This window comes from Roseateles chitinivorans, assembly GCF_050632145.1.
GTDB classification, from domain to species: domain Bacteria; phylum Pseudomonadota; class Gammaproteobacteria; order Burkholderiales; family Burkholderiaceae_C; genus Roseateles; species Roseateles chitinivorans_B.
The window spans coordinates 4,547,549-4,560,956 of record NZ_CP192577.1; the positions used below are offsets into that span (position 1 = coordinate 4,547,549).

General features: G+C 71.0%; 12 protein-coding genes. 7 read left to right on the top strand and 5 right to left on the bottom strand.

Annotation, left to right across the window (positions count from 1 at the left end; all coding sequences use genetic code 11):
• Positions 1-34 precede the first annotated feature (34 nt).
• Positions 35-667, top strand: coding sequence for an HD domain-containing protein (locus ACQ86G_RS20880; protein WP_431257118.1), 633 nt, complete (start codon positions 35-37; stop codon positions 665-667).
• Here the strand turns inward: ACQ86G_RS20880 and ACQ86G_RS20885 are convergent, their stop codons facing one another.
• Positions 668-1,129, bottom strand: coding sequence for a carboxymuconolactone decarboxylase family protein (locus ACQ86G_RS20885; protein ID WP_431257119.1), 462 nt, complete (start codon positions 1,127-1,129; stop codon positions 668-670).
• Between the two features lie 156 nt (positions 1,130-1,285).
• On the opposite strand from ACQ86G_RS20885, the gene ACQ86G_RS20890 reads away from it, so the two are divergent.
• Positions 1,286-2,698 (top strand): PLP-dependent aminotransferase family protein, encoded by a 1,413-nt coding sequence (locus ACQ86G_RS20890; protein WP_431257120.1) that lies wholly within the window; start codon positions 1,286-1,288, stop codon positions 2,696-2,698.
• A 125-nt stretch (positions 2,699-2,823) separates the two neighbouring features.
• Positions 2,824-3,945, top strand: a complete 1,122-nt coding sequence (locus tag ACQ86G_RS20895; RefSeq protein ID WP_431257121.1) for a DUF4126 family protein — start codon at positions 2,824-2,826, stop codon at positions 3,943-3,945.
• Positions 3,946-4,015: 70 nt separating this feature from the next.
• Here the strand turns inward: ACQ86G_RS20895 and ACQ86G_RS20900 are convergent, their stop codons facing one another.
• Together ACQ86G_RS20900 and ACQ86G_RS20905 are read right to left on the bottom strand one after the other, a co-directional pair.
• Positions 4,016-5,173, bottom strand: coding sequence for a sterol desaturase family protein (locus tag ACQ86G_RS20900; RefSeq protein ID WP_431257122.1), 1,158 nt, complete (start codon positions 5,171-5,173; stop codon positions 4,016-4,018).
• Between the two features lie 77 nt (positions 5,174-5,250).
• Positions 5,251-6,027 carry a MipA/OmpV family protein gene (locus tag ACQ86G_RS20905; RefSeq protein WP_431257123.1) on the bottom strand — a complete coding sequence of 259 codons (777 nt, stop codon included), beginning with the start codon at positions 6,025-6,027 and terminating at the stop codon, positions 5,251-5,253.
• A 455-nt stretch (positions 6,028-6,482) separates the two neighbouring features.
• On the opposite strand from ACQ86G_RS20905, the gene ACQ86G_RS20910 reads away from it, so the two are divergent.
• On the top strand, positions 6,483-7,172 hold the full coding sequence (locus tag ACQ86G_RS20910; protein WP_431257124.1) for a response regulator: 690 nt from the start codon (positions 6,483-6,485) through the stop codon (positions 7,170-7,172).
• 27 nt (positions 7,173-7,199) lie between these two features.
• On the opposite strand, the gene ACQ86G_RS20915 is transcribed toward ACQ86G_RS20910, so the two are convergent.
• A complete protein-coding gene (locus tag ACQ86G_RS20915) occupies positions 7,200-7,433 on the bottom strand; it encodes a hypothetical protein (RefSeq protein ID WP_431257125.1) in 234 nt (77 codons plus the stop codon).
• 46 nt (positions 7,434-7,479) lie between these two features.
• Between ACQ86G_RS20915 and ACQ86G_RS20920 the strand changes: the two genes are divergently transcribed.
• From ACQ86G_RS20920 to ACQ86G_RS20930, 3 genes are all read left to right on the top strand, one after another.
• On the top strand, positions 7,480-9,348 hold the full coding sequence (locus tag ACQ86G_RS20920) for an ATP-binding response regulator (RefSeq protein WP_431257126.1): 1,869 nt from the start codon (positions 7,480-7,482) through the stop codon (positions 9,346-9,348).
• A gap of 69 nt (positions 9,349-9,417) precedes the next feature.
• Positions 9,418-10,608: an MFS transporter gene (locus tag ACQ86G_RS20925; protein ID WP_431257127.1), complete on the top strand. Its 1,191-nt coding sequence runs from the start codon at positions 9,418-9,420 to the stop codon at positions 10,606-10,608.
• Positions 10,609-10,949: 341 nt separating this feature from the next.
• Positions 10,950-11,834: an alpha/beta fold hydrolase gene (locus ACQ86G_RS20930; protein WP_431257128.1), complete on the top strand. Its 885-nt coding sequence runs from the start codon at positions 10,950-10,952 to the stop codon at positions 11,832-11,834.
• 6 nt (positions 11,835-11,840) lie between these two features.
• Here the strand turns inward: ACQ86G_RS20930 and ACQ86G_RS20935 are convergent, their stop codons facing one another.
• Complete coding sequence (locus tag ACQ86G_RS20935; protein WP_431257129.1) at positions 11,841-13,361, bottom strand: HD domain-containing phosphohydrolase; 1,521 nt, start codon at positions 13,359-13,361, stop codon at positions 11,841-11,843.
• Positions 13,362-13,408 lie beyond the last annotated feature (47 nt).

The following is a 13,408-nucleotide window of genomic DNA, read 5'->3' on the forward strand; positions in this document are numbered from 1 at the left end:
CCGGACGACTCGCAGCCGCTACCATCCAGCGCACATGAATGCCCTTTTCGAACGATCCTGGACCCGCGCGTGGTCCGCACTCGTCGGCGCAGGCGCGGAGCCTGGCAAGGCGGACGGCACCGCGCTGCGCGATGCACTGCTCGTGCGTTACGCGGAGCCCCAACGCAAGTACCACACGCGTCAGCACCTCGAGGAATGTCTCGCGCTGTTCGACGAGGTCGGCGAGCTCGCCGCCCATCCGGCCGAAGTCGAGATGGCGCTCTGGTTCCACGACGCGATCTACGACGTGAAGGGGTCGGGCAACGAGGAACGCAGCGCCGAATGGGCGCACGAGGCGCTGTTGGATGTCGGCGTGACCCGTGAGGTCGCCGATCGCGTCCGGCAACTGGTGCTGGTGACGAAACACGACGGCGTGCCGGCCAGCATCGACGAGCAGGTGCTCGTCGACATCGACCTGGCGATCCTCGGTGCCGAGCGCCCGCGCTTCGACGAGTACGAACGCCAGATCCGCGATGAATACGGGTACGTGCCGGGATTCCTGTTCCGTCGCAAGCGCCGGCAGATCCTCAGGATCTTCCTGGACCGGCCGGTGCTGTACAGCACGCCGGCGTTGCGCGACCGGCTGGACGCCCGCGCCCGGGAGAACCTGCGGCGCGCGGTCGGCTGATCAACGCGCCGCCATCGCCGCTGCCTGCGGCACGTTGCGGAAGCTGATGGCCAGGCGGTTGTAGGTGTTCATGAGGCCGATCGCGATCGTGAGATCGACGACCTCCTTCTCGCTGAACACCGCGCTGACGGCGGCGAAATCGGCGTCCGGCACGCCGGTCGTGGCGACACGGGTGACCGATTCGGCCCAGGCCAGCGCGGCGCGCTCGCGGGCATCGAACAGCGCGCCGCCTTCGGGCCATGCCTGCACCAGCGCGAGTTTCTCGACCGGCAGGCCCTTCTTCAGCAGGTCCCGCGTGTGCATGTCCAGGCAATACGCGCAGTTGTTGATCTGGGAGATGCGCAGGAAGACGAGTTCGACGAGCGCCGGCGGCAGGCCGCTCTGTGCGACATAGCCGTAGACGGCGCCAAGCGCCTTGACGCCGGCGGGAGAAACCTGGGTGTAGTCGAGACGTTGGGACATGGTGGGCTCCTTGGAACGGGTGGGGCTGAAGGCGGGATGAACCGGTGAGGAATCGGATGTCGATGCGGGATCGATGGCTGGATTCTTCTCCTGTCGTGGTGCAAAGTGGAGTCCCAGGAACTGAAGGAATCGCTGTACCACGATGAGCCCGCTGTCATGAACCCGCCGCTGAGTCTTCCGCTCGACAAGTCGTCGGCCGTTCCGCTGGCCGACCAGATCCACCGGGGGATCGCGATGGCCATCGAGCAGCAGGTGCTGCAAGCCGGGATGCGACTGCCGTCATGGATCGATCTGGCGGCGCAACTGGGCGTGGCGCGCGGCACGGTGCGCGTGGCCTACGAGAAGCTGGCCGCCGCGCAGATGATCGAGGCATCGCGTGCCACCGGGACGCGCGTCGCGGAACGGCCCGCGGCCGCGCGATCCAACGGCGCGGCACTGGATCCAGGTCCGTTCATCTCGATGTATCGCGAGCTCACCGCCGGCCCCGGGATCTTCCAGCCGGGCATCCCGTCGCGCGACAGCCTGCCGTCCAAGCTGATGCATCGGTTGCGCGCGCGGGCCCTGCTCGCGGAGACGAGCGGTGCCGCGCTCTATCCCGACCCGCGCGGCGAACTGGAACTGCGGCGCGAGATCGCCGGCTATCTCGCGGTCGCGCGTGGCATGGTCTGCTCGCCGGACCAGGTGCTCGTCACCGGCGGGTACGCGGCGGGGCTGGGGATCGCGCTGCGCGTGCTCGGGCTCGACGGCGGCTCGGCGTGGATGGAAGAACCCGGCTTCTTCTTCACGCGACAGGCACTCACGCTCGGCCGCCTGACACCGGTTCCCGTGCCGGTGGACGAGGAGGGCATCGACGTCGATGCCGGCTGGCGCCGCGCCCCGGAGGCCGCGCTCGCGGTCGTCACGCCGGGGCAGCAGGCGCCGCTGGGCGTGACGATGTCGCTGCAGCGCCGGCTGCGCCTGCTCGACTGGGCCGCGAGCACCGGCGGCTGGATCGTGGAGGACGACTATCTGAGCGAACTCCAGCTGCAAGGGCGCGCCGCCCCGGCGCTCGCGTCGCTCGACCCGCACGGGCGGGTGATCCACATCGGGTCCTTCAGCAAGACGATCGATCCGCGGCTGCGGTTGGGGTTCGTGGTCGCACCGGCGTCGATGGCGGCGCGGTTCGCCGAGGTCGCGGCCTGCCTGGCGCCGCCGCCGGGGCCGGCCGCGCAGCTCGCGATCGCGGCGTTCATGCGCGACGGGCACTACCTGCGCCATCTGCGACGCGCCAAGCGGCTGTATCTGGCGCAGCGCGACGGCCTGTTGGCGCAACTGCACCAGCGCGGTCTGGACACCTTGCCCGCGGCGCTGGCGGTCCTCGTGCGGACGCCGGCGGGGGCCTCGGACCTCGCGATCGCGCGGGAGCTCTTCGCCTTCGGCATCTCACCCGCACCGCTGTCGGTCTGGTTTGCCGATCCCGACGGCGCGCAGTCGGGGCTGATGCTCAGCGTCGCGACGGCGCCGCAGGCGCAGGTCGCGCGCGCCTGCGACCGCCTGCAGGAGGCGATCGCCCGGCATGCGCCGCGCTGAGGCTTCTCCCGGCTGCGAGGCGGTCCTCCCCGGCCCCGACGAGGCCGATGCCGACACCCCGTCATCCGGGGAGGAACGACCCTTGCCACAACGGCGGCTCCACTCCGACCTGAACGGGAACGCCCATGGACCTCGACCACCGCCCGCCGCGCGACCTCTGCGTGGGCACCGCCTCCGGCCTGCTCGGCGGCCTGATCGGCGCCGCCGCGATGACCGCCTTCCAGGCGGGCCTGGCGCGGGTCGGCATCACGTCGGGCGTGCGCGGCATGCCGTCGACCGAACGCGCCGCCGATCGCCTCGCCAAGCTGGCCGGGCGGCGTCTGCCGCGCCGGCGTCGTCCGGTCGCTGGCGAAGCGGTCCATTACGGCATGGGGGCCGTGGTTGGCGGCCTCTACGGCGCCGCCGCCGAGCTCGATCTCCGGGTGACCTGCGGACGCGGGACCGTCTTCGGCGTGGCTGCGGCGACCCTCGTCGACGAAACGCTCGTGCCCGCCTTCCGTTTCGGCGATCCGGTCACGCGAGCGCCGCTGCAGTCGCATCCCTATTCGTATGTCTCGCATCTGGTCTACGGCGCCTTCACCGAGTCGGCCCGGCACCTGGTCCGGCGCTTCTTCGGCCGCGTGCGCGCCGGGACGCAGGTCGTCCGGGAGGCCCGGGCGCAGGGGCTGCCGGTGGTCGCGGTCAAGGCGGCCGATTCCCGGCGGACGCTGCTGATGGCGTTGCTGCTCGGCAGCACCGCCGGCCCGCGGACGAGCGCGCCGCTGGCCGTCACGAGCTGGGCCGCGAAGCTGGGCTGGATCGATGTCAAGGACTCGCCGCTGGCCTTCCTTGCGTCGACGCACGCCGTCGCGGTGACCACGCCGATGGCGATCGGGGAACTCATCGTCGACAAGCTGCCGTCGACGCCGGATCGCACCGATCCGCCGGGGCTCGCGGCGCGTGCGGTCAGCGGCGCGATCTCCGGCGCGGCGCTGGCGGGCGGCCGCTCATGGCCGGCGGCGCTGGCGGGCGCGATGGGCGCGGTCGTGGCGACCTACGCGGGCCACACGCTGCGCGAGAAGCTGTCCGACGCGTTGGGGCATGACTTCCCGGTCGCGGCGGTCGAGGACCTGATCGCCTTCGGCGGCGCGACGATGGTGTGCCTGGCCCAGTTGGGCGGCGGCGACGCCGCGCCTGGCACGGTTCCCGTTGCGCGCGGCGATTCTTACGACGATGCGCTGGCCGTGCTCGGTTGGCCCCACAGCTGACGTGACCTGCCGCCGCGGCCATCTTCGCCATCACAGCGGCGCAGATGCGGCCGTGGCTGGCGCCGGGGTGTCAAGCCAGGATGGCGATCATGCCGGCGCACAGCGCCATCGCGCCGAGGTACAGCCCCCAGCCGCGCAGGCGGCGGGTGCGTTGACCGCGATCGCGGCCTTCATCCTGGCCCTGCGCCAGCAATGCGCCCGCCGCGTAGAGCCCGGCAGCGATCACCGCCGCCGCGACCAGGTTGCGAGCCTCGCTCATGTCGTCGCTGACATCGAGCCACACCGCCGACGCCACGCCCGTCACCGCGACCAGGCTGACCGCGCGCCAGCGGTCCAGCCGGCTGACGACCGGATCGAAGCGCGGCTGCCGCAGCCGGTCGCCATCCGGCTCGGCCGTCGTCGACGTGCCGGGCGGCGCCCAGCCCGGCGACTTGAACAGCACGCGGATCCGGTCCGCCCAGCGCGGCGTGGCGCGGGCGCGGTCGAACAGCTCGCCGTAGAACTGGCCCACCGCCTTGACCGGGTTCCAGCTGTGCAACGGCTTGACCGTGCCGTAGACGCAGGGCTCGGTCTCTTCCGTGAAAGTGCCGAACATCCGGTCCCAGATCACGAGCACCGCGCCGTAGTTCTTGTCCAGGTAGCCCGGATTCACCGCATGGTGGACGCGGTGGTTGGAGGGTGTCGAGAACACCCGGTCCAGCCATCCCAGGCGCCCGATGTGCTCGGTGTGGATCCAGAACTGGTACAGCAGCACGAACAGGCCCGCCGCGACGTACTGCTCCAGCGGCATGCCCAGCAGCGCCATCGGCAGGAAGAACGGCCAGCCCATCACCGCGTAGAAGCTTTCCTGGCGCAGCGCGGTCGTCAGGTTGAAGTGCTCGCTCTGGTGGTGCACCGTGTGTGCGGCCCAGAAGAGCGCGCTCTCATGGCTGACACGGTGCAGCCAGTAGTCGCAGAAGTCGTAGACGATGATCGCGACGACCCATCCCCACCAGCCGTCCCAGATCGAGGGCGAGACCAGCGCCAGATGCGGTTGCAGCCAGGCGTACATGCCGTTCTGGAACAGCGGCGTCACCGCGGCGACGGCCAGGCTCATCAGGCCCTGGCTGAGGCTGCTGATCGAATCGGACAGCCGGTAGGTGTCCCGACCCTTCAGCCGGCCCCACAGCCATTCGAAGGCGATGCAGAGCCCGAACAGCGGGACGGCGATCAGGAGGATGCGATGCATGGCGGACTGCGAAGGACTGCGAAGGACTGAGGAAGGGGCGAAGGCGGGCGTGGGGCAGGGCTTGCCTGGCGACCGCCTCAGAAGCGGTACCAGAGGCTGGCGCTGAAGGTCTGCTGCGTCCGGGCGGTCGTCAGCGGCGACCGCGACGCGTCGCCGACCAGCCGGGCGTCCAGCCATTGGCCGCTGACGGACCAGCGCTTGGAGAACCGGTGTTCGCCGCTGAGCGCGATGCTCCAGTCCATCAGGCCGGCGCGCGGGCGCCATTCGGGCAGGCCGCTGGCACGGGACTCGCCGGGACCGATGCCGTAGCTGCTGCGCAGGTGCGCGCCGTTGGCCGCCGTGGTCGCCAGCGTGACGGCGATCAGGTCGTCGCCGATCGGGATCCCGGACGTCAGGCCCAGCTCGAACAGCTGGCCGTCGTGCCGGCGGCCGCTGCCCCAGGAGAAGCCCGACTGCAGCATCAGCCAGGAGGTCGCCTGGACATTGGCGAAGGCCTCCGTCGTGACGCGCGATCCCAGGCGGTCGATGCCGCGGGGCGTCACCCGTGACGGTCGTCCGAACTGCGGCCAGAGCCGCGCGCCGGCCTGCCAGGTCGACGCCGTCTGCGCATCGGCCAGCAGGGGAACGAGGTTCCAACCGATGCCGAGATCGGTCGACACGAAGGCGCCGTTGGGCGTCAGGACCTCCAGGGCCGGCAGCAGGTCATTGCTGCGGGCGCGGCTGCCGGGTGCCGACGGCCAGCTGCGGGTCGACACGCCCCCGGACCAGCTGGTCTGCGTCGGTGGCGCGTCCATCAGCACCAGGCTGCCCGCGGCCCGGGCCGGCGCGGGGGCGACCATCCAGCCCGCCGCCATCAGGCCGGCGCAGATCGCCGGGAGCGATGAGCGGACGACGCCATGGAACGCGTCGGGACGACGTGATCGAGGCAGGGGAAGGGCGGACGGAGGGCTCGGCGCATGGGGGAGGACAGCTGCCGGGATTCTAGGGAGCGGGGTCTTCCCCGACCTTGCAGGAATCTGTCGTTCCGCCGTCCGCGCGCGCCGCTGCGCGCCCTCTCCGGGTTTCCCACCTATAGGGGGTAGCGCCGGGTCGTGGGGACCTATAAATGGGGATGGCGCGTGACAACGTTGACACGCCAAATCAGCAACATGTCGTCACAAGTGTTTCAGCACTCCCCCTGAGGGTTCCCCCCAACGAGGGGGCAATGCAAGTGACCATCGGCCTATCATGCGGACCTTCTCCGGCGTGCAGTAAGGGGTGACGACGACCGAGCCGGAGACCCATCGGTCAGTCGAAAAAGGGAGGCCCTATGGAAGCAGTGTCCGTTGCCCGCACGTTCGAGGCGGCTGGAAGTGGTGGCCATGCGATGCCGGCGGTCAAGCGCCGCGTGCTGCTGGTCGACGACCATGAACTGGTGAGGGCGGGGATCCGCACGCTGTACCAGTCGCTGGACGAGATCGACATCGAGTGGGTGGAGGCGGCCTCGCTGCAGGAAGGCCTGCAGGCGTATGCCGACGGTGGCGCGGTGGATGCCGTGCTGTTGGACCTGAACCTGGGGGACTGCAAGGGCCTGCAAGGGCTGCGGCAGTTCATGGAGGCCTATCCCGAGGCGCGCGTCGTCGTCTTCAGCGGCACGCAGGATGAATTCGTCGTCCGCCAGGCGCGGGCGCTGGGCGCCGTCGGCTACCTGCCCAAGGGCGCCATGATGGCCGAGATGCGCAGCACGCTGCGCGCGCTGCTGGCCGAGGGCCAGCGCCACCGCCAGTCGCAGTCGGGCACGTTGTTCCCGCGTTTCCCGTCGTCCGCGATGTACGACCGCGTCGCCGAACTCGGCCCGCGCCATCTGGAAATCCTCGAGCTGGTGCTGTCGGGTTGCAGCAACCAGGAGATCAGCAACTCGACGCAGCTGTCGCTGGGCACGGTGAAGAACTACGTCTCCTCGCTGCTGCTGGCGCTGGACGTCAAGTCGCGCTCGCACATGATCAGCCTCTTCCGCTGACGCGGTGGCCACGGTCCACCGAGGCGGTCACCGGGTCGAGGAACAAGCCCCAGACACCAGTTTCCCGCCGACCGAGCTCTTCATCGACTCGCGCATCGACTCGCCGGACGTTCCTGACGTGCCGGCGAGCGCCGTTTCTGGCGTCCCCGCCGGGCCGACCCATGGGGTCGCGCCGGTCGGCGAGGGCGCTGGCGCAACCGCGTCGGCGCTGTCACCGGCATCATCAACGGTCTCATCAACGGTCTCATCGCCGGCATCCATACCAGCGCCTCCACCTGCTTCGACGCCCCCGTCGGCCGGTGCCGGCGTGCCGCCGTCCTCCGACGGCGCCGGCGCGGCCGCCCGTCCCAAGCGATCCCGACGCCCGCCGCGACCCAGCCTTTTCGTGGCGGTCGCGGGCGCCGTGCCGGAGAACGACGAAGCCGTCCAGGAAGGCCGCCGCCGCGAGCGTCGCGCGATCGCACGACGGCTGCAGGATGCGGGCTTCGAGGAGGCCTGGAGCCACTGGCCCTGGCTGCTGACGGCGGTCACCGTGCCGCTGGTGTCGGCCCTGCTGCGCGGCACACCGACGATCGGCCTGATGGTCTGGGTCTTCGGCGTCATCGCGCTGGCGCTGGGCTGTGTCCTCACCGCACGGTCGTTGTCGCACCGCGGCGCCAGGAGCGATCACAGCCGCATCGCCTTCTCCGATCGCGAGGGGCGGCGGCTCCTGTACCTGCAGGCCGCGGGCTGCATCGGGTTGCTGAGCCTGCATCCGTGGCTGGCCGAATCGCCGGGCATGCGGGGCTTGCTGACCGGGCCGCTGCTGGCCGCCACGGCGGCCGTGGTGGGCGTGCTGCTCGCGCCGATGGGACGCGGGTCGGCGGTGATCGCGGTGCTGCCGGCGTCCGAAGGCCTGGCGCGGCTGTTCGATCCCGCCTCGCGACCGGGTGCCGGGCCGGTGTGGTTCCTCGCCGCGGCGGTCGTCGGCGGGCTGGCGCTGCTCGAGCACCATCGCTGGCAGCGCGCCAAGCGTCTCCTGATGGAGCAGGACCTGCACGTCAGCACGCTCGAGCAGGACCGCGACGGCGCCATCCGCGCGGATCAGGAGAAGAGCCGCTTCCTGGCGATCGCGAGCCACGACCTGCGCCAGCCGGTGCATGCGCTGGGCCTCTTCGCCGCAAGCCTGGAGCGTCGCCTGCAGGGTACCGAGGAAGAGCCGCTGATCCGCAACGTGATGCGGTCGATCGAGGGCCTGGAGCGTTCCTTCAACGCGATGCTCGACATCTCCCGGCTGGACGCCGGCACGGTCGAGCCCAACCTGCAGCACTTCTCCCTGCGCGACCTGTTCCGCCGGCTGCACATGCACTACGCGGGGCAGGCGGAGGGCTCGGGCCTGGGCCTGCGCTTCTCGCCCGGCGGCAAGTCCGTCACCAGCGACCCGCAGCTGCTCGAGCGCATCCTGGGCAACCTCATCCAGAACGCGATCAAGTACACCGAGGACGGCGGCGTGGTGGTGGTGGCGCGTTCCACCTCGACCCACCTGAACCTCGAGGTCTGGGACACCGGCATCGGCATCAAGTCCAGCGACCTGCCGCGGATCTTCGCGGAGTTCTACCAGGTGGGGCAGAGCGAGCGCAGCCGCACGCAGGGCCTGGGCATGGGGCTGGCGATCGTCAAGCGGCTGGCGCACCTGCTGGGCTACCGGCTGATGGTCGCGTCGCGACCGGGGCGGGGAACGATGTTCCGGCTGAGCATCCCGCTGGGCGGGCTGCCGGAGATCCCGGAGTTCACGACGGCCGCCGACACCGTGCCGATGCCGGTCATGGAGCCGCGCTCGGTGCTGGTCATCGACGACGAGGAACCGATCCGCATCGGCCTGCAGCTGCTGCTGGAGGAATGGGGCTACGAGTCCATCATCGCCGCGACCGCGGCGGAGGCGGCGGAAGCGGTGCGCACGCGGGCCGAGCCGCCGGACCTGATCCTGTCGGACCTGCATCTCGGCGACGGACCGGACGGCATCGCCGCGATCCGCGCCGTGCGCGAGCTCTGCCGCATGGAGGTGCCGGCGATCCTGGTCACCGGCGACACCAGCCGCGAGGAACTTCGCCGCGCGACCGAGAGCGGCCACACGGTGCTCTTCAAGCCGCTGCAGCCGCGCAAGCTCTTCAACGCCTTGCGCGGCATGGTGTCCTGAGCCGGGCGAGTGTCGCGCGTGGGGCGGCCCGCGGCGCCTACAGTAACGAGCCCTTCACGGCGCCCCACGATGACCACGATCTCCGACACCACGACCCCTCGCCGCCTGGCTTCGGCGGCCTGGGCGCTGCGCATCCAGTTCTTCGTCTCCGGCGCCTTGTTCGCGACCTGGGGCGTGCACGTCCCGACGGTGAAGGCGCATTACGGCCTCGGCGAGCAGTCGCTGGCGATCGCGATGCTCGCCTCCGGGGTCGGGGCGCTGCTGGCGCTGACGCAGGCGGGCCGTGTCGTGGCGCGCTTCGGCCCGCGCGGCGTGGCCGGACTGACGGGCGTGCTCTGCGCGGCCGGCGTGTCGATGCTGATCGCGCCCAGCGTGTACCTCGGCCTTGTGCTGCTGCTGATGCTCTTCGGTGCGACGGCCAGCCTCTTCGATGTCGCGATCAATGCCGAGGCGACCGAGATCGAGCACCTGGCCGGTCGCCCGCTGATGAGCGGATTCCATGCGATGTTCAGCCTGGGCGGCATGGTCGGCGCGGGCGTGGGCAGCCTGCTGCCGCTGCTGGGCTGGACGCCCCAGACCCACCTGCTGGTCGCGTGCGGCACGGGCATGGTGCTGATCCTCGGCGCCTGCGCGGCGATGCTGAAGATGCGCACCGACGCCGGCGAGTCGCAGCCGCTGAGCCTGCCGCGCGGCGTGCTCGCGCTGATCGGCACGCTGGCGGCGCTGGGCCTGATCGCCGAAGGCGCGATGTACGACTGGAGCGTGCTGTTCATGAAGCAGGAGCGCGCCAGCGACGCCAGCCTGTCGGCGCTCGGTTATGCGAGCTTCAGCCTCGCGATGGCGCTGGGCCGCTTCGGCGGCGACTGGGTGCGGGCGCGCGTCGCGCCGGTGCCGCTGATGATCGCGAGCGGCCTGCTCGCGGCCGCCGGCATGGCGACGGCGCTGCTGGTGCCGGTCGCCTCTGCCGGGCTGCTGGGCTTCGCGCTGGTCGGCCTGGGCCTGTCCAACGTCGTGCCGGTGCTGTTCAGCGCGGCGTCCAAGGTGCCCGGCGTCAGCGCCGCGCACGGCATCGCGGCGGTCTCGTCGCTGGGTTATCTCGGCATGATGGCCGGCCCGCCGCTGATCGGCATGATCGCGGAGCACACCTCGCTGACGGCCGGGCTGTCCTGCGTCGTGTTCTTCGCGCTGTTCATGGCCGCGAGCGCGCAGCGCGCGCTCGGCGGCACGGGCCGCGCGGCCGCGCCCGCCGCCGCGGATTGACACGGCGGATTGAAGCTGCGGATCAAGATCGCTGAAGGGGCCGTGTAGGCGAACGCCCGACACACGCATCGGGCGATCACCGGGGCGCCGATGCGTCGTCGCCCTCGTGTCACCGCACGCCGTCGTCCCTACAGTTGATCCTGACAACGGAATTCGAGCTTCCGTTGTTCATGCTTCTCTTCGCATGGTCCGCCTTTTCCCTCTGCAGGCGGACGAACTTTCGGCCCCGGTCTCACGACCGGGGCCTTTTCTTTTTGGGCGGCAGGGCATGTCGAGGGAGGGGCACCAGGCGGCACCTGCGTGACTGTCCGCACCAGCGTCCATGCCTAAGATGCGAGGCCATGAACAGCACGACATCGACGCAACGGCTTCGCATCGACTGGCGCGGGCGGGCCACCGACATCGAATACACCTGGGTCAACGATGAGATCGCCGATGCGACCGGCGCCCCCATCAGCGATGCGCCGGTCATGGTGTTCCTCCACGAGGGCCTGGGATCGATCGCGATGTGGCGGGACTTTCCGGCGCGTTTGTGCGAGGCGATCGGCATGCGCGGGCTCGTGTACTCCCGACCGGGTTACGGGCGCTCGACGATGCGCGCGCCGGACGATCGCTGGGAGGTCGATTACCTCCACCGCCAGGCCCATGAGGTACTGCCCGCCGTGCTGGAGGCATTGGGCGTGACGTCGCCGCCATGGCTGTTCGGGCACAGCGACGGCGGCTCGATCGCGTTGCTGCATGCGGCGAGGTTCCCCACGGCAGGCGCGGTGGTCGCCGCGCCACACATCGTCGTCGAGGATGTCTCCTTGGACGGCATCCGCAAGACGGTCGAGATCTACCGCGCGGGTCCGTTGCGCGATCGCCTGGCGCGCTTCCACGACGATCCGGATTCGCCGTTCGGCGGCTGGAGCGAGACGTGGCTGAGTGCCGCGTTCCGGGACTGGGCTATCGTCGAGGAGATCCGCGCGATCAGGTGTCCGCTGCTGGCGATGCAGGGCGTCGACGACGAGTACGGCACGCTCGAACAGATCCGCGGTATCGCGCGCGAGGTGCCCCAGACGCGGCTCTTCGAGATTCCGGCATGCGGACATTCACCGCACAAGGACCAGCCCGTCGAAGTGATCGGCGAGGTCAAAGACTGGTTGGGGACGGTGGTCCTTGGGGTCTTGCCGCTTGCCGGCAAGGCCCCATGGTCCAGCGGCCAACGCCCAGGCGGGGGCAGGTAGGCGGTCTCAGACGGTCAGCAACCCCATCGTCATCGCCTTCAACGTCGCCGCCGCCCGCGTGCTGCACTCGAGCTTGCGGAACGCGCTTTCCAGGTGTGTGCGCACGGTGGCGGGGCTGATGCCGAGCACCTTGGCGGCTTCCTTGTTGCTCTCCCCGATGGCGATGCGACCGAGCACCTCGGTCTCGCGCGCGGAGAGCGTGATGGCTGCGGCGGAGGAGGCGGATGCGGGAGCCGTGCGACGACGCTCGACACCGCAGACCGCCTCGGCCGCTTCCGCGTCGAGGCGTCCTGCCGCCACTTCCTCGCTCATGGCCGCGCGCGCGGCATCCGTGCCGAGTGCCGGCATTCCGGGGCGGGCGGTCCGCACCGTGACCCAGGCCGCGGCCGCGGCCAGCACGCGTGCGGGCATCGGGATCGCCACGCCTGCCGCGCTGCGGAACGCGCCGGAGCCGTCCATCCGTTCGTCGACGTAGGACGCCAGTTCCGCTTCGGCGTGCAGCGCGCTCAGCCGTCGCGCGGCGCGACCGGTCCAATAGGGCATCAGGCGGAGCTTCTCGCGGTCGGCCTCGCCGAGCCGGCGGCCTTCGCTCCAGATCGCGTTGGGGACCGAGGCGCGACCGATGCCATGCAGCAGCCCCGCGCGGTGGAGCCGCTCCAGCGCCGCCGCGTCGAGGCCGAGCACCTCGCCCGCGTCGCGCGCTGCATCGGCCACGCGTCGCGACAGACCGGTCATCCAGGGGAGCTTGAGGTCGATGACGTCGGCAACGAGTTCGAGCGGCGTGTCCAGCGCGGCAAGCGCCGCATCGAGGTCGCCTGCATTCCGCCTGTCCGGGGTGTCATTGCCACCCGACCGAGTGCCGGCTGCGGGTGTGGGGGCTTCGTGTGCACCAGCGTCCAGCGCGGTCATCCATGCTTGCGCGTGCTTCGCCATGAGGTCCACCAGCGCCTTCGGATACTTCGCGTCCGAGCGCTCGCCGATGTAGCGCAGCGCCGCGGGCACGCCGTGGACCCGCGAGAAGATCTCCAGGTCGCCGGCCAGCGCCACATGGAACACGACGGCGGGCACCTGGTCGCCGTCCAGGCCATCGGGCTTGCCCTGACCGTCCCAGGTCTCGAAGAGGTGGCGCATCGCGCGCTCGATGTTGGCGGGCAGGCCCAGCAGCCGGGCGATCTCGCCCGCGACCTCGCAGTGGATCAACGCGGCCTCGCCGAGCGTGCCGGCCAGCGCGGACGCTTCCTCGGCCGAGCCGTTGGACAGCATCGCGTCGCGGCCGCCGACGTCGTCGCCCAGCGCGGCCGCGATCTCCGGCGCGTTGGCCGTGCAGCCGGACCACCGCAGCAGCGCCACGCAGGCCGCGTGGCCGGGTGCCTGGTCCGCATCGCGGCCGAGCGCGAGGCCCTCGGCACGGGCCGCCTCCGCGATGCGCGCGGCGAGCCAGCCGGTCCGTGTCGAGTGGTCGACCGGCTGCCCCATGCTGAGGTCGCCGACGAACGCCAGCGCGCGCACGGCGTCGAGCACCGGCACGCGCGAACCCGCCGCGACGGCGGTCCTGGCCGTGGCGGCGGGGGTCG